The sequence below is a fragment of the Ensifer sp. Root423 genome (assembly GCF_001426275.1).
In the GTDB taxonomy this organism is placed as follows: domain Bacteria; phylum Pseudomonadota; class Alphaproteobacteria; order Rhizobiales; family Rhizobiaceae; genus Ensifer; species Ensifer adhaerens.
Window position 1 is genome coordinate 263,852 of record NZ_LMEG01000001.1, and the last position, 16,876, is coordinate 280,727.

Consider the following 16,876-nt stretch of genomic DNA (forward strand, 5'->3'; position numbering starts at 1 on the left):
CATCATGCAGCCAAGCTAATTTGCCACGGCAAGTGTTAATGGCCGGTGCATGCGGACGCGGCCGACCTCCAAAATTGCTCTGGTATCTGCCGCTTGACCTCAACCAAGCTTGAGCTCTTACAAACCTCTCCATCGGCGTTGGCCCGAACGCCATCTTCGGCCCGGATTCGGCCCGAGGAGCCAGCAATACGCGACATGGAGGATGCATGACCGAGCAACTGCTTTTCCGAAATCTGATGAGGATTACTCCCGGCCATCTCGAACCGTTCCGCGAGGCGGTGCGCAGCGCGATCGCCTTCGTCGAAGAGCATGCGCCGCAGTTGATGGTGCAGACGTTCATCGACGAGAAAGAGATGCAGGCGGTGAGCATCCAGCTCTACCGCAATTCTGAGGACGTGCTCCGGCACTGGCAAATGTCGGATGCACACATCAACGACGTCTCCGCCCACTGCTCGGTGGAGCGGCTCGAGGTCTATGGCAATCCGAGCAAAGAGGTGGCCGCGGGGCTGGCGCCGTTCATCAACGATGGCCGCGGTTCCATCATGCCGTCGCTTGTCGGGTTCTCGCGGTTCTAGCGATAGGGACTGCGACGCGCCGGAGAACCGGCGCGTCGCGCGCAGATCAGCCTGACGGAGCCGTTGCGGGTCGTTGGCGCGAGGCCTGCCACAACACCAGCAGCGCGACCGCGAGAAGCAGCGCGTCTGCAGTCGGCATGGCGAACCAGATGCCGGGTTCGCCAAAGCTCGACGCGTAGAGTGCGACCAGCGGCATGGTGAAGAGATAGGGCTTGGCAAGCCCCAGGATCGCCGCCCGGCGCGCATCGCCGATCGCCTGGAAATAGCTGCCGAGCATGATCAGCGGTCCGGATAAGACGTACATCGCGACCATCACCGGCATGATGCGCGCGACGTCAGCGATGACCGCATCGTTGTCGACGAAGGTCGCGCCAATCGGCCTGGCAAAGCCGAGGAGCAGCACCTCGACGGCGAGGCAGTAGAAGAACGCCACAAGCATGCCAAGCCGCAGCATCCTTTCTGCCCGGTCCGCGAGGCCGGCGCCGACATTGTTGCCGACGATCGCCTGCATCGCCTGGCTCAGGCCCAAGAGCGGCAGCAGCGCGAAGGTCATGATGCGGGTGATGATGCCGTAGGCGGCGACCGTGGTGGCGTAGTTTTCGGCCGCCGTCTTCTGCAGCGCCGCCATGATCGTCACCGACACCAGCGCCATGCCGATGAAGCCGAGGCTCTGGGGGCTGCCCAGCGCGATCATGCGGCTCCATCCCGTCAGCGGGTTATGCCGGAGGAGGGCGGAGAGCCGCAGTTCCGTGCGTCCGAACAGGCGGAAGAGGACGATGAGGCCGAGCGCGAGGAGCTGCGCCAGCACGGTGCCGGTCGCGGACCCCGCGACACCCATGTCCAGCAGCGCGATCAGCACATAATTGAGGGCAAGGTTTGCGAGCGAGACCAGCAGGCTGAGGCCGGCCATCAGCCCGGCGCGTCCCTCGCATCGGAGCGCGTCCGATTGCACCGCCAGCAGGAACTGGACGGGCGCGCAAAAGATGATGATCGCGATATAGCGCTCGGCCATGCTGGCGAGCGGCCCCGGACCATTGGTGAGCGTCAGCACCAGGCGGTCGCCTAAGGCTGCGAACAGCGCGACCAGTGCAACAGCGATCGTCAGCGCCAGTATGTGGGCGCCGGCGAAGACGCCGCGGGCTTCAGCAAAGCGGCCGGCGCCGAGATGGCGGGCAAGCAGGCTCGCCATGCCGCTGACGACGAGGGTGGCCAACGCCACGGTGAGAATGAAGATCGGAAACACCGTGGTCACGGCGCCGACGGCTTCGGCGCCGACATAGATGCCGAGCATGATGGCATCGGCCACCGTCAACAGCCCGTTCATGCTCATGACGAAGATGATCGGCAGCGCCGTTTTCAAGAAGATCGCGCCGAGCGGCGCGGTCAAGTAGGCATTCGGCTTGGAGGTGTCCTTGGACATCCCGCACTCCTGTTCTCGCATTTCGATTGGGAAGAGGAGGGGCTCGCATTGCCTGCCACACGAAATGCGATCGGGGCGAGAGGATATCGTCAGAAGTCAGATTTCACCGAGACTGGAAGCCTGCGAGCGGCGGGGATCTGAAGCCCGGAAAGGGAGGTAGCGCCAAGCCGCATCGCCGTCAAGCCGGGGGACGATGACCCTTGCGCGTCATGAGACAAGCGGTGCCTTGCCGTAGTCGCTATGGGCCTGTTCGCGCAGCTTTCTCGGACGGTTTGCGCAACAATGTTCCGAGAAAGCGCCGGATCGTGTAACGAAAAGCCGTTGACGCCTCAGGCATTTGTGTTTATCAACTCGGCCCATGAAAAATTTTGCGGTTATTCTTGTGGTGGGACGGCGCATGGGCAGGATGGTGTAACCATCCGGCGGTAGCCACCCATGCGCTGAACGAGGCTCCTGACGGGGCCTTTTTTTATGCCTTCAAACAAGCTAAGCACCCAACTGGGAAAAGGGACGGAAGCAAGTCAATGAGCGGTACAGAAAACCAGATGACAGGCGCGGAGATCGTTCTCCAGGCACTGAAGGACAATGGCGTCGAGCATATCTTCGGCTATCCCGGTGGCGCCGTGCTTCCGATCTACGACGAAATCCACCAGCAGGACGATATCCAGCACATCCTCGTTCGCCACGAGCAGGGCGCCGGCCACATGGCCGAAGGCTATGCCCGCTCCACCGGCAAGGTCGGCGTCATGCTGGTCACCTCCGGCCCAGGTGCTACCAATGCAGTGACGCCGCTGCAGGACGCGCTGATGGATTCGATCCCGCTCGTCTGCATCTCCGGCCAGGTTCCGACCTCGCTGATCGGCTCCGACGCCTTCCAGGAATGCGACACGATCGGCATCACCCGGCCTTGCACCAAGCACAACTGGCTGGTTCGCGACGTCAACGATCTCGCCCGCATCATCCATGAGGCCTTCCGCGTCGCCCAGTCCGGCCGTCCGGGCCCGGTCGTTGTCGATATCCCGAAGGACGTCCAGTTTGCGACCGGCACCTACACGCCGCCGTCTGCCGTCCCGACCCAGAAGAGCTACCAGCCGAAGAAGCAGGGCGATCTGAAGAAGATCGAGGAAGCGGTCGAACTGATGCGCAATGCGCGCCAGCCGATCATCTATTCCGGCGGCGGCGTCATCAACTCCGGCCCTGAAGCCTCGCATCTGCTGCGCGAATTGGTCGAGCTCACCGGTTTCCCGATCACCTCGACGCTGATGGGGCTTGGCGCCTATCCGGCCTCCGGCAAGGCCTGGCTCGGCATGCTCGGCATGCACGGCACCTATGAGGCCAACATGGCGATGCATGACTGCGACGTCATGATCTGCATCGGCGCCCGCTTCGACGACCGCATCACCGGCCGCCTCAACGCGTTTTCGCCGAACTCCAAGAAGATCCACATCGACATCGACCCGTCGTCGATCAACAAGAACGTCCGCGTCGACGTGCCGATCCTCGGCGATGTCGGCACGGTTCTGGAAGACATGGTTCGCCTCTGGCGCGCCGCTTCCAAGTCGACCGACAAGGCACGTCTCTCGGACTGGTGGGAGATGATCACGAAGTGGCGCGCCCGCAATTCGCTCGCCTATGCGCCGAACGACGACGTCATCATGCCGCAATATGCGATCCAGCGGCTCTATGAGCTGAGCAAGGACCGCGACACCTACATCACCACGGAAGTCGGCCAGCATCAGATGTGGGCAGCCCAGTTCTTCGGCTTCGAGCAGCCGAACCGCTGGATGACCTCGGGCGGCCTCGGCACCATGGGCTACGGCTTCCCGGCGGCGATCGGCGTGCAGGTCGCGCACCCGAACAGCCTCGTCGTCGACATCGCCGGTGACGCCTCGATCCAGATGTGCATCCAGGAAATGTCCTGCGCGGTCCAGTACGGCCTGCCGGTCAAGATCTTCATCCTCAACAACCAGTACATGGGCATGGTGCGCCAGTGGCAGCAGCTGCTTCACGGCAACCGCCTGTCGCATTCCTACACCGAAGCGATGCCTGACTTCGTCAAGCTGGCGGAAGCCTATGGCGGCGTCGGCATCCGTTGCGACAAGCCGAGCGAGCTCGACGCAGCGATCCGCAAGATGATCGACACGCCGGCGCCGGTTATCTTCGATTGCCGCGTCGCCAACCTCGCCAACTGCTTCCCGATGATCCCCTCGGGCAAGGCCCACAACGAGATGCTGTTGCCCGACGAAGCCACGGACGAAGCGGTCGCCAACGCGATCGACGCCAAGGGCCGTCAGCTGGTCTGAGATAGGTAGAGGAACCACTCACATGAACGCACACCTTCAACCGACCGGCTCCGCCTACTTCATCGCCAAGGAGACCGAAGTCGCCGAAACCCACACGCTTTCGGTTCTCGTCGACAACGAACCGGGCGTCCTTGCCCGCGTCATAGGCCTGTTCTCCGGTCGCGGCTACAACATCGAGAGCCTCACGGTTTCGGAAACGGAACACGAGGCGCACCTGTCGCGCATCACCATCGTGACGCGCGGCACGCCGCACGTGCTCGACCAGATCAAGAACCAGCTGGAACGGCTGGTTCCGGTCCACCGCGTCCTCGACCTGACCGTGCGCGCCGCCAGCCTGGGCCACGACCGGCCGATCGAACGCGAACTGGCGCTCGTCAAGGTACACGGCTCGGGCGACCACCGCGTCGAGGCTCTGCGCCTTGCCGACGCCTTCCGCGCCTCGGTCATCGACGCCAACATCGATCACTTCGTCTTCGAAATCACCGGCAAGCCGTCGAAGATCGAGCAGTTCATCGCCATCATGAAGCCGCTCGGCCTCATCGAGGTCTGCCGCACCGGCATCGCAGCGATGAACCGCGGCCCGCAGGGCATGTGATTTTGCCGAGGTGAGGGGCTCGCGTGCATTCTTGCGCGCGAGATTTTCCGAGCGGGATTGCCCCTCGCACTTTGTGCGGAGGCTGCCCCTCACCCCAGCCCTCTCCCGGCAGGCGGGGAGAGGGGGCGCTCGCACCCAGCGAGCCGCTTCTTTCCTCCTTCATGGTGACCGTCCATCAAAGGCACGCTTCTGCTGAAGATGCTAAGCGCTCGCGGTTCAAGGGAACCGGGCGCCCGCTGCACGTTTCCTTCTCCCCGCTTGGGGGAGAAGGTGGCCGGCAGGCAGGATGAGGGGCCGCCGCAGTTGCAGCCGAAACCTCCCGGCCGGCCGGATGATCGGTGCACGCGCATGCGACCGAAGCCGCCAGACGTCACGCGCGTGGTTGACTTCGCACGGCATTTCTCGCCGAGTATTCCCTCAGAAGATTTCTCACGATCGCAGGTGCCTGATGAATTCTACCAAGATGAAGGCCTTGGTCCTTACGAGATATCGTGGTTCCGATGCCGCGGAGTTGCGCGACGTGCGGCGCCCACGCGCAGCGCGCGGCGAGGTGCTTGTCCGAGTGCATGCCGCCGGCCTCAATCCGGTCGACTACAAGACGCGCGACGGCATGCTGAAAGTCGTCCAGCGCTATCCCTTGCCTGTCGTCATGGGCAACGAACTCTCAGGCGTCGTCGAGGAACTGGGAGAAGGCGTCGCGTCGTTTGCGCCGGGCGACCGGGTCTTTGCGCGCATGCCCAAAGACACCATGGGGGGCCTTGCTGAGTATGCCGTCGTGCCCGAACAATTCCTGGCGAAGATGCCTGCATCGATCGACTTCAACACGGCAGCCGGCGTGCCGCTTGCCGGCCTTACCGCCTTGCAGGCGCTGCGCGACGAGCTTCATGTGGGGCGGGGCAGCCGGATCTTCATCCCCGGTGGCGCCGGCGGTGTGGGTACTTTCGCCATTCAGCTGGCGAAATGGCTGGGCGCGGAGGTCACGACGACCGCATCGCCCCGCGGCCGCGCGCTGGTCGAGGCGCTCGGCGCCGACGTGGTGATCGACTACACGAAGGAGCGCTTCGAGGAGCGCTTGCGCGACATGGACGGCGCCTTCGATCTGCTGGGCGGCGAGACGCTCCTAAAATCCTTCGGCGTCGTCAAGCGCGGCGGCAAGGTGGTTTCCATCGCCGGCATGCCCGAGCCCGAAACCGCGCGAAAGGATCTCGGCCGCGGGCTGTTCCTCAGGGCGCTGTTCTGGCTTGCGTCCTATAAGATACGCGCCGTCGCCCGGAAACACGGCGTCTCCTATCGCTACCTCTTCATGCATCCTGATGGTGCCGAGCTTGCCGAACTCGCAGGCCTCATCGACGCCGGGACGGTCAGGCCGGTGATCGACCGCGTGTTTGCACTGAACGATGTCGCCGAAGCCTTCGCCTATCTGGAATCCGGTCGCGCCAAGGGCAAGGTGGTGGTGGAGATTGCGGGCGTCACTGCGTGATCGACGCTTGCGGTGGCGGTTCTTTGCGATAAACCGCAGCGCGCAGAAGGCAGACGTTTCGTGAGGATGGTCCCTCACTCCCTTTCTCTCAGGGACGGGCAGGTTGCCAACGGCCTATCGGAGCGAGTGAATGCGTATTTCCATTTCACCGCAAGTCCACTGGTCTTAGGCTGTCACAGACCTGGTATGCTCTTGGTTTGGTCGGCGATGAAATCGCAAAATCGCCGAACGCGAAGCGGTATCATCGAGCCGAAGGCGTGCACCACGTTGAGAGGCTGCGGCGGCAGGTCCAGTTCAGTGGAGATATCGATCAGCCGGCCGTCGTTCAACTCGTCCTGAACCACACACTTCATGAGCAGTGCCGCCCCCAGACCGTGGAGTGCCGCTGCCCGCAGTGCCTGCCCGGTATCGCAATCCACGCGGCCCTGCGGTGAAAACTGCTTGCCGCCCGCAAAGACCATCGGGCTCGGATGACCACGCACAATGTATCGGGCGAAGGGAAGAGCCGACGCCTCGTCTACTGAACGCGGCTTGCCGTGTTTCTCGAGGTAAGCTGGAGACGCGACGATCACCATGTTGACATTCGCTAGCTTTCGTACGCGCAGTTCGCCTTGGCCACCGCCGCCCACGCGGAAGGCCACGTCGTAATCCTCCCGGATCAAATCAACTTGCCGGTCTGCGAGCCCCACCTCCAGCTTGATGGCGGGAAAGGCCGATGCGAAATCTCGAAATATCGGGGTCAAGAAGTAGCGGGCAAGATCGCTTGGCATGCTGAACCGAATTCTGCCGGCGAGCGTGTCCTCACGGCTGGCGACCTCGTCCGACGTATCAAGCTGGCGCAGGAGAGGAGCAACCTTGTCGAACAAGGATTGCCCTTCGAAGGTTAGAACCAATGCTCGCGTTGACCTCAGAAACAGGCGGGCCCTGACCAAGGTCTCCAACCTTCCGACGCTCCTCGAGACGGCAGACGGCGATGTCCTCAGGATCTTGGCCGCAGCGCTGAACGAACCGCTCTCCACGGTCCTGACGAACGCGATCAAGCCAGGCGTCTCGTTCAGCAGATTGGGCATCTACACCTCGCAGGCACATGTCATGTGCTCATGAACCCGCTAATGCGCCGTCCAAGGCATCTCTATCTCCATGACACCTAACATGGAGACGAAAATGAAGACACTTCAAGGAAAGGTCGCCGTCATTACTGGCGGCAACAGCGGCATCGGAAAGGCGACCGCCAAGCTCTTTGCCGAAGAAGGCGCCCAGGTCATCATCACGGCTCGACGCCAGGACCTTCTAGATCAAGCCGTTCAGGAAATCGGCTTCGGCGCGATCGGCATCCAGGGTGACGTGGCTGATCTCGCCCATCATCGGGCGGTCGCGGGCACAGTTGCGGAACGATTTGGCGCGGTCGATATCTACCTTGCCAACGCGGGCGTGATCGACCTCAAACCGACCGACGCAATCTCCGAAGAAGCCTATGACCGGCATTTTTCCATCAACACAAAGGGCGTCTTCTTCGGCGTTCAAGCCATCGCTCCCATCATGAACGAGGGCGGGAGCATCATCATCACCAGTTCGCTGGCGGCGACCAAGGTTCTCCCGAACCATAGCGTCTATGCCGGTTCCAAAGCTGCCGCAGCGGCGTTCGCGCGCAACTGGGCGATCGAGTTCAAGTCGCGCCGCATTCGCGTGAATGTTCTCAGCCCGGGGCCGACGGACACGGAAATCCTTGGAAAGCTCGGAATCTCCGAGGCTGAACGCGTACCCTTTCTCGAGCACATGGCCGAGACGATCCCGGCTGGCCGGCTGGGCACGTCCGGGGAGCTTGCCAGTGCGGCACTCTTCCTCGCTTCGGATGCCGGTCGCTTCGTCAACGGCATCGAACTCCACGTCGACGGCGGAATGTTGCTTGTCTGACGGATAGCGGATGTCGCCGAACAGCAGCGAGGGCGTTTGATTGAACCGTCATCGATGTTGCACCGACTGCGCCTCCGGCGCGCAGTCGGGCTGAGCGGCTGAGGGCGCGGTCAACGTTATCGCGACGCTTCTCTCAAATCATCTCCAGCGACCGCTTGCGCTTCGGCGGCGGGAAGGCGTGGTCGAGGGCGCCGAGGTCTTCGGCGGTCAGGTGGATGTCCATTGCGTCGCGGTTTTCGCGGAGGCGGTCGGCCGAACCGGTCTTGGGGATCGAGATGACGCCGGGGCGGGTCTTGAGGAAGGCAAGGGCGATCTGGGAGGGCGTCGCCTGATGCGCCTTGGCGATGTGAATGAGATCGGGGTGGCGCAAGAGCCGACCCTCGTCGAGCGGAGAATAGGCCATGATGGCGATGCCTTGGCTCTGGCACCAGGGCAAGAGGTCGTATTCGATGCCGCGGCGCGACAGGTTGTAGAGCACCTGGTTGACGGCGACGTTTTTGCCATCCGGCACGTCCAGCAGCTCCTCCATGTCGTCGACATCGAAGTTCGAGACGCCCCAGGCGCCGATCTTGCCTGATTTCTTCAGCGCCTCGAAGGCGGCAACCGTTTCCGCCAGCGGATAGCCGCCGCGCCAGTGCAGGAGGTAGAGATCGATATGGTCGACGCCGAGATGCTTCAGGCTGCGCGCGCAGGCGGCCTCGGTGCCAATGCGGCTGGCGTTGGACGGCAGCACCTTGCTGACGATGAAGGCCTCGTCGCGGCGCCCGCGCACCGCTTCGCCGACCACGCGCTCCGAGGCGCCGTTGCCATACATTTCGGCCGTGTCGATCAGCGTCAGGCCGAGATCGAGGCCGAGCTGCAGGCTCTTCACCTCATCGGCCTTGCGTGCTGCGCTGTCGCCCATGCGCCAGGTGCCTTGGCCAAGAACCGGGATCGAGCGGCCGTCGGGAAGTGTCGTCGTCGGGATCGGATCGTGCATGCTTTTCTCCTCGCGGCCGAAATTGCCCACAGCGGCCGCAGCTTTCAAGATGCGCCTCTCACGCTGTAGCACTTAGACGTGCGCCCCGTTGCTATCCGTAAAAGCGGAAACGCTTTCAGGAAATCGGCGGGTAGCGGGCAATCTAGCGCATCCCGCCGGTCTTTCGAGCCTTCATCCGGCAAGCCGCCCGCGCTCCTTTTCCATGCGCTGCAGGATCTCGACGAAGGCGCGCACGCGCGCCGGGCGGAAATGGGAGGGCGGATAGACGACATGGATACCGCCCGAGGGCAGCGACCAGTCGGAAAGCAACCGCACCAGCCGGCCCTCGGCGATGTCGGTTCGCACCTGATAGTCCGGCAGCACGGCAAGCCCGATGCCGGCGACAGCGCAGCAGTGGGCGGAATCGATGCTGTCGGCGGTCACCAGCGCCTTGCCGTGGATTGCCGCCCCGTTGCCGGAAGCATGCGTGAAGGTCCATTCCAGCGGCGCCTTCAGCGCGCCGTTGGCGATCCAGTCTGCCTCCATCAATTGATTGGGGTGCGTGATGTCCCCGAGCTTTGCGGCATAGGCGGGCGCTGCGACGAGGTGCTGCTGAAACGTGCCGATGCGTTTTGCCCGTTCGCTGGAAACCACCAGCCAGCCGGCGCGAATGGCGAGATCGAGGCGCTTCTCGATCATGTCGAGAACCGTGTCGTTGAAGCTCAGCTCCACCCGCATGGCGGGATAGGCCGCGAGATAGGCGGCGACGGCGTTGGTTACGACCTTGGCGCCATAGTCGAGCGGTGCCGTCAGTGTCAGCGTGCCGCTCGGGATCTCGGTTTCAGCTGAGACCGCGCCGACGGCCTCATCGGCATCGCGCAGGATCAGCGCGCAGCGCTCGTAGAAGCGCTGGCCGGTGGCGGTCGGGCTTAGCCGCCGTGTGGTGCGCACGAGCAGGGTGGTGCCCAGCTCCTTTTCGAGTTGGGCGACCTGATGGCTGACGGCGGCTTTGGCAAGCCCGAGCCGTTCGGCAGCCGCGGTGAAAGAGCCGCACTCGACCACGGCAACAAAATGCGAGAGGCGATTTAAATTTACAGTCATTCGAAATTCTTCGCGATTGTCTGAGGTTGTCAGACAGTCTGTTCGGACTGCCGGGCTTTTTCAAGAGCGCCCGTGCCGTCATCCTGCCGGGCACGACAAAAGCCCAAGGAGACCCCATGCAGATCCAGTTGACCCGGCGGACCGCACTCAAGACGGCAGCGGCGGCCGGCGCCGCCATCCTCATTCAGCCGGTCGGTGGCCGCTTTGCCAATGCGGCCGCAGCGCTCGAATGGCGCTATTTCCAGGCGGATGATGCCGGCTTCAACCGTACACCGGTGCTGCTGACCGGAAAGAGCGAGGCGATCCTGATCGATGGCGGCTTCACGTTTTCCGACGGCCGGGCGGTGGCCGAGGCAATCAAGGCAACGGGCAAGCGGCTGACGACCATCTATGTCAGCTGCAACGACCCGGATTTCTATTTCAGCCTCAAGCCGATCGTCGAAGCCTTTCCGGATGCGAAGGTCATCGCCGCTTCAGCGACCGTCGAGGCGATCAGGGCCAATGTTGAAGGAAAGCTTGAAACCTGGGGGGCGCAGTTGAAGGACAATGGCCCGCAGACGCTCGCCGATGTGGTGATGCCGACGCCCGACGACCGCACCGCGTTGACGCTCGAAGGCAGCACGATCGAGATCGTCACGATCGAGGGGATGAAGGACCGGCGCTATCTCTTCGTGCCGGAACTGCAGGCGATTTTCGGTGGCGTGCTCGTCTATTCCGGCTCGCATGTCTGGGTGGCCGACGAGGCGACGGCGGAAGGGCGGCAGAAATGGATCGAGGCGCTCGATGCCATGGCGACGCGCAAGCCCGCGATCGTCGTGCCGGCGCACAAGAGTGCTGGCGGGCCGGAGGGCGTCGAGGCCATCCGCTTCACCCGCGATTATCTCGCAGCCTTCAACGAGGCGGCGGCCGCCGCCAAGGACAGCGGCGAGCTGATCGCAGCGATGACAAAGCGCTATCCGGATCTGCCCGGTGTCGCGACGCTCGAGCTCGGCGCCAAGGTCGCCAAGGGCGAGATGAAGTGGGGCTGAGGCCGACCACCGTTCCTGCACAGGCGAGGCGGCGACCGGTCACATGAATGTACGGATGCTGAAAACGGTGCGCACCAAGACCAAGGACACTGTTACTTTAGGAGTTCAAAGGCGCGAACAAATCCCGGAAAGGCATTGGTAGCGACGCCCGTCGCGTAGATTTCGGCTGTGCCGTCGCTGCTGCATGTGATGGCGATTGTGCCGTCGATTTGGAGAAATAGAGCGACTGCGCCACCGTCCCACGGCACCAGCTTCCAGTCCCTTCCACCTGTGACGAGACGCATGACCTCCTGCTGCACCTTCTGACATTCGGTGAAGGATGGCGTTGTCATAGACTGCCTCTCCTCTGATCGCGCCATGGCTGGGGCCGTGAACACGAAAGTGGCGAGAGCGGCAACAATCGTCCTCCTCATTGTGGCCTCCTACCCACGTGCATGACAGCGAGAGTACACACACGGCTGAGGCTGGACAACGACGGGCTTGGGCGCGTTGTCATCGCATTGCTACCCCATCACCGAGGCCTCTCGGCAGGCCGCTCAATCAACCGACTGGTCGCTTCCTTGCTCCGACCATCTACCGTTGAGCCGGAGCCCGAGAGGCGTGTAGGGACCCCCTTAATGGCCTCAAGTAAGATTCCGCCAGGCCCATCCCACCGGGGCCCGGCACGACATAACGGGGTCTGAGGGACGCAGGGCCCAGGCGGGTACCCTAGCGCTGCCCTAGGTCCAAAGTCGCACGAACGTTGTAGACAAACTGCTGTATTATACGGTTTTTTGGCAATTTATCGGCGAGGGGAAACTTGTCACCATGACAAGTTCGCGGCTGATGCCGGCTAATAGGTCAATTATGCTGACCCAATTGACCGGGAGGAAACCATGCAGGCCGATACGCTGCTGGCGCTGTTTTTGTTCGCATTCACCACTTCGATCACGCCGGGGCCGAACAACATGATGCTGTTCGCGTCGGGCGTGAATTTCGGTTTCGTGCGCACCATTCCGCATATGCTGGGCATCGGCGCCGGCTTCTTCCTGCTGCTCATCGCCGTCGGTTTCGGCCTCGGTGCGCTGCTCCATTCCGTGCCGGTCGTCTACACGGCGCTGAAGTTCGCAGGCGGTGCCTATCTCATCTGGATCGCCTGGAAGATCGGCACCTCGCGTTCGCTGTCCGAAGGCAAGGCCAGCGCACAGCCGATGACCTTCATCGGGGCTGCCGCCTTCCAATGGGTCAATCCCAAGGCGTGGGTGATGGCGGTGTCAGCGATGGCGACCTATACCAGCAGCGAAAGCTACCTCTTCAGCGTGCTCGTCGTCGGCGTCGTCTTTGCGCTCGTCAACGTGCCGAGCGTTTCCACATGGGCGGGCTTCGGTTCGGCGCTGCGCCAATGGCTCTCGGAACCGTCGCGGCTGAAATGGTTCAACATCACCATGGCGGTGCTTCTCGTCATCAGTCTCTGGCCGATGCTAAAATAGTGCGAATTGTGGTTTCATCAGCATCAGCCAGAAGATGCCGGTGACGGCAAAGAAGGCCGGGAAGCCGCAGGCAAACCAGATGGCATAGAGCCGGTCGAACTCCGGTGGTAGCGGCGCACCGTTGGCCGTTGCAAGCCGGGCGAGATCGCGCAGCCGCAACTGGATCCAAACGACCGGCAGCCAGAAGAGGCCGGTGACGACATAGAGGATCAGCGACAGCGCGATCCATCCTTCCGTCAGCGACCAGCCGATGCTCGTCGCCAGCAGGTAACCGGTGATCGGCTGGAGCAGCACCGCTGTCGCGGTGAAGACCGTGTCGGCGACGTGCGCGATCAGCCGGGCATCGCGCGTGCGCTTGGCCATAAGCATGAAGAAGGCGATACCAGCGCCGGTGCCGAAGAGCACCGCGGCACCGATAACATTGGCAGGGCGCAGCAGATCTTCGAGCATCATCAGCGTTCATCCAGTATGGTCAGCGTCGCCAGCGTGAGAAGCAGCGACGGCAGCACCTTGACGAGCGGCCCGAGCGGATCGGCCCAAAGTTGGGGTTCGACGAGGGGAGCGGAGGCGAGATAGGCGACCGACAGTGCGAGCATGCCTAGATGGCGCAGATGATACATTCGGAACTGCATGGCAAATGATCGCCGGCAGCGGAAGCCGGCTTGCTCGGTGGCCTGGTCCGAAGCGCATCGGACCAGACTTGTTATGGTGACAATTGCGGGTACCCGCGGGCGTTGAAATCGATTTCGAATCCGGGGTTTATGCGCTACGACTTTATGAGGAGGCAGCGCCATCTTTGTGCCTGTGATGGCACAGCGTTGCGAGGAGCCAGGCAATGTCCGAACACCATCATGGCCACGATCATCACGATCACGACCATCACCACGACAACCATTTCACCGACATGGAAGCGCGGGTGAAGGCGCTGGAGACGGTGCTGACAGAGAAGGGGTTGATCGACCCGGCGGCGATCGATGCGATCGTCGAGACCTATGAGACGAAGATCGGTCCGCGCAACGGCGCGCGTGTGGTCGCCAAGGCCTGGGTGGATCCGGAATTTGCCGAGTGGCTGAAGCGCGATGCGACGGAAGCGATCGCCAGCCTCAGTTATACCGGCCGGCAGGGCGAGCATATGCGCGCCGTGTTCAACACGCCCGAAACCCATAACCTCGTCGTCTGCACGCTCTGTTCCTGTTACCCCTGGTCGGTGCTCGGTCTGCCGCCGGTCTGGTACAAGGCGCCGCCCTATCGTTCGCGCGCCGTCATCGATCCGCGCGGTGTGCTCCAGGAATTCGGCCTGACGCTTCCCGAGACGACGCGCATTCGCGTTTGGGATTCGACGGCGGAACTGCGTTATCTCGTGATCCCCGAGCGCCCGGCAGGGACGGAAGGATTCAGCGAGGACGAGCTTGCTGCCCTCGTCACCCGCGACGCGATGATCGGGACGGGCCTGGCACTTTCTGCGGAGGTGCTTCGATGAACGGTCCACACGATCTCGGCGGCGCCCACGGCCTCGGCCCGGTGGCGCCTGAAAAGGACGAGCCCTACTTCCATGCGGAGTGGGAAAAGCGGGCGCTCGGCGTCACGCTTTCCTGCGGCGCCTTTGGCGCCTGGACGATCGACGAAAGCCGGCATGCGCGCGAAAACTTGGCCCCGGCGACCTATCTCTCGGCGAGCTATTACGAGATCTGGACGCGCGCGCTCGAAACCCTGTTGAAGCGCCACGGCTTCGTGACCCAGGCCGAACTCGATGGCGGCCACAGGCTGGAACAGGGTGCGGCGCCGAAACGGGTGCTGAAGGCCGACATGGTGGCGGGCGTGCTCGCCAAAGGCGGCCCCTGCGATCGTCCGGTCGAGGGGCGCCCACGCTTTGCCGCCGGCGACCGGGTGCGCACGAAAAACTTCAATCCGGAGACCCATACGCGCCTGCCGCGCTATGCCCGTGCCAAGCTCGGCCGGGTCGAGGCGGTGCAGGGCTCTTTCGTCTTTCCTGACGACAACGCCCATGGCCGCGGCGAAAATCCACAATGGGTCTACACGGTCGTTTTCGATGGGCCGGAGATCTGGGGCGAGGGCGCCGACCCGACGCTGACCGTCTCGATCGATGCCTGGGAGAGCTATCTTGAGCACGTGTAAGGTGACATCGCCGCTGATTGCCTCGGCCGAACTGCCGAAGTCACCGGAGGGCGATCCGGTCTTTGCCGAGCCCTGGCAGGCGAACGCCTTCGCCATGACCGTGCGCCTGCACGAAAAGGGTGTGTTCTCCTGGCCCGAATGGGCAGAAGCGCTTTCGGCCGAACTTTACAAACCCGGCCGCAAGGCCGATGCCAGCGACTACTACGACTGCTGGGTGGCCGCACTCTCGCGCCTCGTCACGGAGCTTTCGCTCGCCTCCGGTCGAGAACTGGAAGACCTGACGCTGAGCTGGCAGCGCGCGGCGGAGGCAACGCCGCATGGGCAACCGATCGTGATCGAGAACGATCCGCTGCGGTGAGGCGGCCTGCCGGTTCCATCATATGGCAACTCGGAGCGCTGCAAAGGCATCGCATCATTGCGGTGACTGTGCGGCGCTCTCGGCCCTGCGAGCTTCCAGATCGGTGAAGAGTGAGTAGGCGACATAATATTTGTAGATGTTGCCGACATACTGCACGGTCTCGCGGCCGATCACCTTCGCCGCCCCGTTCTCGACATTGCCGAACCAGATGTTCGGATCGAGCCCCATTTCATTGGTGATACGGCGGATCTTGCGCAGGTTTCCGGGGCCGGCATTGTAGGCGGCGAAAGCAAGCAATGTCCGGTTGACGGGATCGAGGCCCGGCTCATTGAGATAGGTGGTGATCAGATAGCGCATGTATTTGGCGCCGGCTTCGATGTTGCGGTTCGGATCCTTTTCTACGCCGTTAATGCCGACCGACTTGTCGGCGGCCGTTGTCGGCAGCAATTGCATGATGCCAACGGCGCCGCGCGGGCTGCGCTTGCTCTGGTCGAGTTGCGATTCCTGATAGCCCTGCGCGGCAAGCAGCAGCATGTTGAAGTCGTAGGTGGTGGCGTGTGTCTCGAAGAAGCCACGCAGGGTGCGATACTTTTCAAGCTCGGAGCGCTCGTAGGCGGCACGCACCATCTTCTCGCTCTGGTAATAGCGCTTCTTCAGAACGTTGCCGAAGGCGGTACCGACCTTGTGGGTCTTGATGAAGGCATTCAAGGTGGCCGCGAGCTTCGGGCTGTCCCTGCGGATGGCCCAAGCGATCTCGCCTTCCGCAGCAATGGCGATATCCTCATGCAGAACGACGCGATCGAACACGGTTGCCCATATGCGCGCCTTGTGATCATCGACGACGCACCAGGGAAGAAGGCCAGCATTGACCATCTCCATCAGGTCCTCGTCTTCCAGGTTTTCGTCGATCGGCCGGATATCGATCCCGGTATTGCCGGATGCCTTCAGGCGGGCGTTCAGCGCGCCGAGGTGTTCGAAGTAGCTGCTGCTCTGCCGCGCAAACACCGTCTTTCCGCCGAGGTCGTCAAGCGTTGCGATCGACTGGGCCGACGGACCCGTCACTAGTATTTCGTTGACGCCCGTTGCCAGCGGATCGGTAAAGTCGACGACCTCCTTGCGCGAGGACGTGATCGTCAGGTTGGCGGCAACGATGTCGCCGCGTCCCTCGACAAGGGCCGGAAGCAACAGATCCCGGCTGGTTGGCACATAGACGACCTTGATCCTGTCGATCTCCTTTTTCTGGTCCTTGTTGAGTTCCTCTGCGAGCGCATTGCCGGTCTCCACCGCTGTGCCCAATTGCTCGCCGCGGTCGATGAAGTAGATCGTCTTGCTGAAGGGGACGAGAATGCGGATCAGGCGGCGTTGCTGCATGCCGTCGAAATCGCCAGTCCAGGCGCGGTAGCCGGGTGTCTGCTCCTGGGCCCGAGAGTTGCCGGGCGAAAGGCCTGCAAGACCTAGGGCGGAAAGGATAAAAAAGGCGCGCGCCAATTCGACCCGCGCGACGACAGCGAGAAGCGTGAACATTGCCCAGACCCCCAA

17 protein-coding genes and 1 pseudogene are annotated in these 16,876 nt (G+C 62.8%); 10 read left to right on the forward strand and 8 right to left on the reverse strand.

Features of this window, described 5'->3' with window-relative positions; translation table 11 throughout:
- The first annotated feature begins 206 nt into the window (after positions 1 to 206).
- Positions 207 to 575 (forward strand): hypothetical protein, encoded by a 369-nt coding sequence (locus tag ASD01_RS01270; protein ID WP_034792678.1) that lies wholly within the window; start codon positions 207 to 209, stop codon positions 573 to 575.
- Positions 576 to 621: 46 nt separating this feature from the next.
- Here ASD01_RS01270 and ASD01_RS01275 read toward each other — a convergent pair whose 3' ends face one another.
- Positions 622 to 1,995 carry an MATE family efflux transporter gene (locus ASD01_RS01275; RefSeq protein WP_034792681.1) on the reverse strand — a complete coding sequence of 458 codons (1,374 nt, stop codon included), beginning with the start codon at positions 1,993 to 1,995 and terminating at the stop codon, positions 622 to 624.
- A 524-nt stretch (positions 1,996 to 2,519) separates the two neighbouring features.
- Here ASD01_RS01275 and ASD01_RS01280 point away from each other — a divergent pair.
- The 3 genes from ASD01_RS01280 to ASD01_RS01290 all read left to right on the forward strand — a co-directional run bounded on the left by ASD01_RS01280 (position 2,520) and on the right by ASD01_RS01290 (position 6,373).
- Complete coding sequence (locus tag ASD01_RS01280; RefSeq protein WP_034792684.1) at positions 2,520 to 4,298, forward strand: acetolactate synthase 3 large subunit; 1,779 nt, start codon at positions 2,520 to 2,522, stop codon at positions 4,296 to 4,298.
- A gap of 22 nt (positions 4,299 to 4,320) precedes the next feature.
- Positions 4,321 to 4,893, forward strand: coding sequence for an acetolactate synthase small subunit (ilvN, locus tag ASD01_RS01285; protein WP_060643526.1), 573 nt, complete (start codon positions 4,321 to 4,323; stop codon positions 4,891 to 4,893).
- 448 nt (positions 4,894 to 5,341) lie between these two features.
- A complete protein-coding gene (locus ASD01_RS01290; RefSeq protein WP_234798700.1) occupies positions 5,342 to 6,373 on the forward strand; it encodes an NADP-dependent oxidoreductase in 1,032 nt (343 codons plus the stop codon).
- 173 nt (positions 6,374 to 6,546) lie between these two features.
- Here ASD01_RS01290 and ASD01_RS01295 read toward each other — a convergent pair whose 3' ends face one another.
- The gene (locus ASD01_RS01295; RefSeq protein WP_034792690.1) at positions 6,547 to 7,443 is read right to left on the reverse strand and encodes a LysR family transcriptional regulator; all 897 of its coding nucleotides are present in this window, start codon (positions 7,441 to 7,443) and stop codon (positions 6,547 to 6,549) included.
- Positions 7,444 to 7,537: 94 nt separating this feature from the next.
- Between ASD01_RS01295 and ASD01_RS01300 the strand changes: the two genes are divergently transcribed.
- Positions 7,538 to 8,287, forward strand: coding sequence for a glucose 1-dehydrogenase (locus ASD01_RS01300; RefSeq protein WP_034792704.1), 750 nt, complete (start codon positions 7,538 to 7,540; stop codon positions 8,285 to 8,287).
- Positions 8,288 to 8,420: 133 nt separating this feature from the next.
- Here ASD01_RS01300 and ASD01_RS01305 read toward each other — a convergent pair whose 3' ends face one another.
- Entirely contained in the window at positions 8,421 to 9,266 is an 846-nt protein-coding gene (locus ASD01_RS01305; RefSeq protein WP_060643561.1) for an aldo/keto reductase, read from the reverse strand.
- A gap of 171 nt (positions 9,267 to 9,437) precedes the next feature.
- Positions 9,438 to 10,346: a LysR family transcriptional regulator gene (locus ASD01_RS01310; protein ID WP_034792707.1), complete on the reverse strand. Its 909-nt coding sequence runs from the start codon at positions 10,344 to 10,346 to the stop codon at positions 9,438 to 9,440.
- A gap of 116 nt (positions 10,347 to 10,462) precedes the next feature.
- On the opposite strand from ASD01_RS01310, the gene ASD01_RS01315 reads away from it, so the two are divergent.
- Entirely contained in the window at positions 10,463 to 11,374 is a 912-nt protein-coding gene (locus tag ASD01_RS01315) for an MBL fold metallo-hydrolase (protein ID WP_034792710.1), read from the forward strand.
- 92 nt (positions 11,375 to 11,466) lie between these two features.
- Here the strand turns inward: ASD01_RS01315 and ASD01_RS01320 are convergent, their stop codons facing one another.
- A complete protein-coding gene (locus ASD01_RS01320; protein ID WP_127889203.1) occupies positions 11,467 to 11,706 on the reverse strand; it encodes a hypothetical protein in 240 nt (79 codons plus the stop codon).
- A 543-nt stretch (positions 11,707 to 12,249) separates the two neighbouring features.
- Between ASD01_RS01320 and ASD01_RS01325 the strand changes: the two genes are divergently transcribed.
- A complete protein-coding gene (locus ASD01_RS01325) occupies positions 12,250 to 12,843 on the forward strand; it encodes a LysE family translocator (RefSeq protein WP_034792716.1) in 594 nt (197 codons plus the stop codon).
- On the opposite strand, the gene ASD01_RS01330 is transcribed toward ASD01_RS01325, so the two are convergent.
- Both ASD01_RS01330 and ASD01_RS36405 read right to left on the reverse strand, forming a co-directional pair.
- Positions 12,835 to 13,293 carry a DUF2269 family protein gene (locus tag ASD01_RS01330; protein ID WP_034793618.1) on the reverse strand — a complete coding sequence of 153 codons (459 nt, stop codon included), beginning with the start codon at positions 13,291 to 13,293 and terminating at the stop codon, positions 12,835 to 12,837. The genes ASD01_RS01325 and ASD01_RS01330 overlap by 9 nt on opposite strands.
- A 2-nt stretch (positions 13,294 to 13,295) precedes the next feature.
- Positions 13,296 to 13,445 (reverse strand): annotated as a pseudogene (locus ASD01_RS36405) (DoxX-like family protein); the annotation flags it as partial.
- A gap of 233 nt (positions 13,446 to 13,678) precedes the next feature.
- On the opposite strand from ASD01_RS36405, the gene nthA reads away from it, so the two are divergent.
- The 3 genes from nthA to ASD01_RS01345 are packed head-to-tail and all read left to right on the forward strand — an operon-like array spanning position 13,679 to position 15,337.
- Positions 13,679 to 14,323, forward strand: a complete 645-nt coding sequence (gene nthA, locus ASD01_RS01335) for a nitrile hydratase subunit alpha (protein ID WP_060528760.1) — start codon at positions 13,679 to 13,681, stop codon at positions 14,321 to 14,323.
- Entirely contained in the window at positions 14,320 to 14,979 is a 660-nt protein-coding gene (nthB, locus tag ASD01_RS01340; protein ID WP_034792719.1) for a nitrile hydratase subunit beta, read from the forward strand. The genes nthA and nthB overlap by 4 nt, the downstream gene beginning before the upstream one ends.
- Positions 14,948 to 15,337, forward strand: coding sequence for a nitrile hydratase accessory protein (locus ASD01_RS01345; protein WP_090294265.1), 390 nt, complete (start codon positions 14,948 to 14,950; stop codon positions 15,335 to 15,337). The genes nthB and ASD01_RS01345 overlap by 32 nt, the downstream gene beginning before the upstream one ends.
- Positions 15,338 to 15,391: 54 nt before the next feature.
- On the opposite strand, the gene ASD01_RS01350 is transcribed toward ASD01_RS01345, so the two are convergent.
- Positions 15,392 to 16,861 (reverse strand): MltF family protein, encoded by a 1,470-nt coding sequence (locus ASD01_RS01350; RefSeq protein ID WP_060515989.1) that lies wholly within the window; start codon positions 16,859 to 16,861, stop codon positions 15,392 to 15,394.
- Positions 16,862 to 16,876: the final 15 nt, after the last annotated feature.

Bases quoted from the DNA above. Each gene is read 5' to 3' on its own strand.
- ASD01_RS01290 (WP_234798700.1), top strand. From the start codon at position 5,342: ATGAATTCTACCAAGATGAAGGCCTTGGTCCTTACGAGATATCGTGGT.
- ASD01_RS01300 (WP_034792704.1), top strand. From the start codon at position 7,538: ATGAAGACACTTCAAGGAAAGGTCGCCGTCATTACTGGCGGCAACAGC.
- ASD01_RS01350 (WP_060515989.1), bottom strand. From the start codon at position 16,861: ATGTTCACGCTTCTCGCTGTCGTCGCGCGGGTCGAATTGGCGCGCGCC.
- ASD01_RS01320 (WP_127889203.1), bottom strand. From the start codon at position 11,706: ATGACAACGCCATCCTTCACCGAATGTCAGAAGGTGCAGCAGGAGGTC.
- ASD01_RS01325 (WP_034792716.1), top strand. From the start codon at position 12,250: ATGCAGGCCGATACGCTGCTGGCGCTGTTTTTGTTCGCATTCACCACT.
- ASD01_RS01270 (WP_034792678.1), top strand. From the start codon at position 207: ATGACCGAGCAACTGCTTTTCCGAAATCTGATGAGGATTACTCCCGGC.
- nthB (WP_034792719.1), top strand. From the start codon at position 14,320: ATGAACGGTCCACACGATCTCGGCGGCGCCCACGGCCTCGGCCCGGTG.
- ASD01_RS01295 (WP_034792690.1), bottom strand. From the start codon at position 7,443: ATGCCCAATCTGCTGAACGAGACGCCTGGCTTGATCGCGTTCGTCAGG.
- ilvN (WP_060643526.1), top strand. From the start codon at position 4,321: ATGAACGCACACCTTCAACCGACCGGCTCCGCCTACTTCATCGCCAAG.
- ASD01_RS01310 (WP_034792707.1), bottom strand. From the start codon at position 10,346: ATGACTGTAAATTTAAATCGCCTCTCGCATTTTGTTGCCGTGGTCGAG.
- ASD01_RS01345 (WP_090294265.1), top strand. From the start codon at position 14,948: ATGCCTGGGAGAGCTATCTTGAGCACGTGTAAGGTGACATCGCCGCTG.
- ASD01_RS01275 (WP_034792681.1), bottom strand. From the start codon at position 1,995: ATGTCCAAGGACACCTCCAAGCCGAATGCCTACTTGACCGCGCCGCTC.
- ASD01_RS01315 (WP_034792710.1), top strand. From the start codon at position 10,463: ATGCAGATCCAGTTGACCCGGCGGACCGCACTCAAGACGGCAGCGGCG.
- ASD01_RS01330 (WP_034793618.1), bottom strand. From the start codon at position 13,293: ATGCTCGAAGATCTGCTGCGCCCTGCCAATGTTATCGGTGCCGCGGTG.
- ASD01_RS01305 (WP_060643561.1), bottom strand. From the start codon at position 9,266: ATGCACGATCCGATCCCGACGACGACACTTCCCGACGGCCGCTCGATC.
- ASD01_RS01280 (WP_034792684.1), top strand. From the start codon at position 2,520: ATGAGCGGTACAGAAAACCAGATGACAGGCGCGGAGATCGTTCTCCAG.
- nthA (WP_060528760.1), top strand. From the start codon at position 13,679: ATGTCCGAACACCATCATGGCCACGATCATCACGATCACGACCATCAC.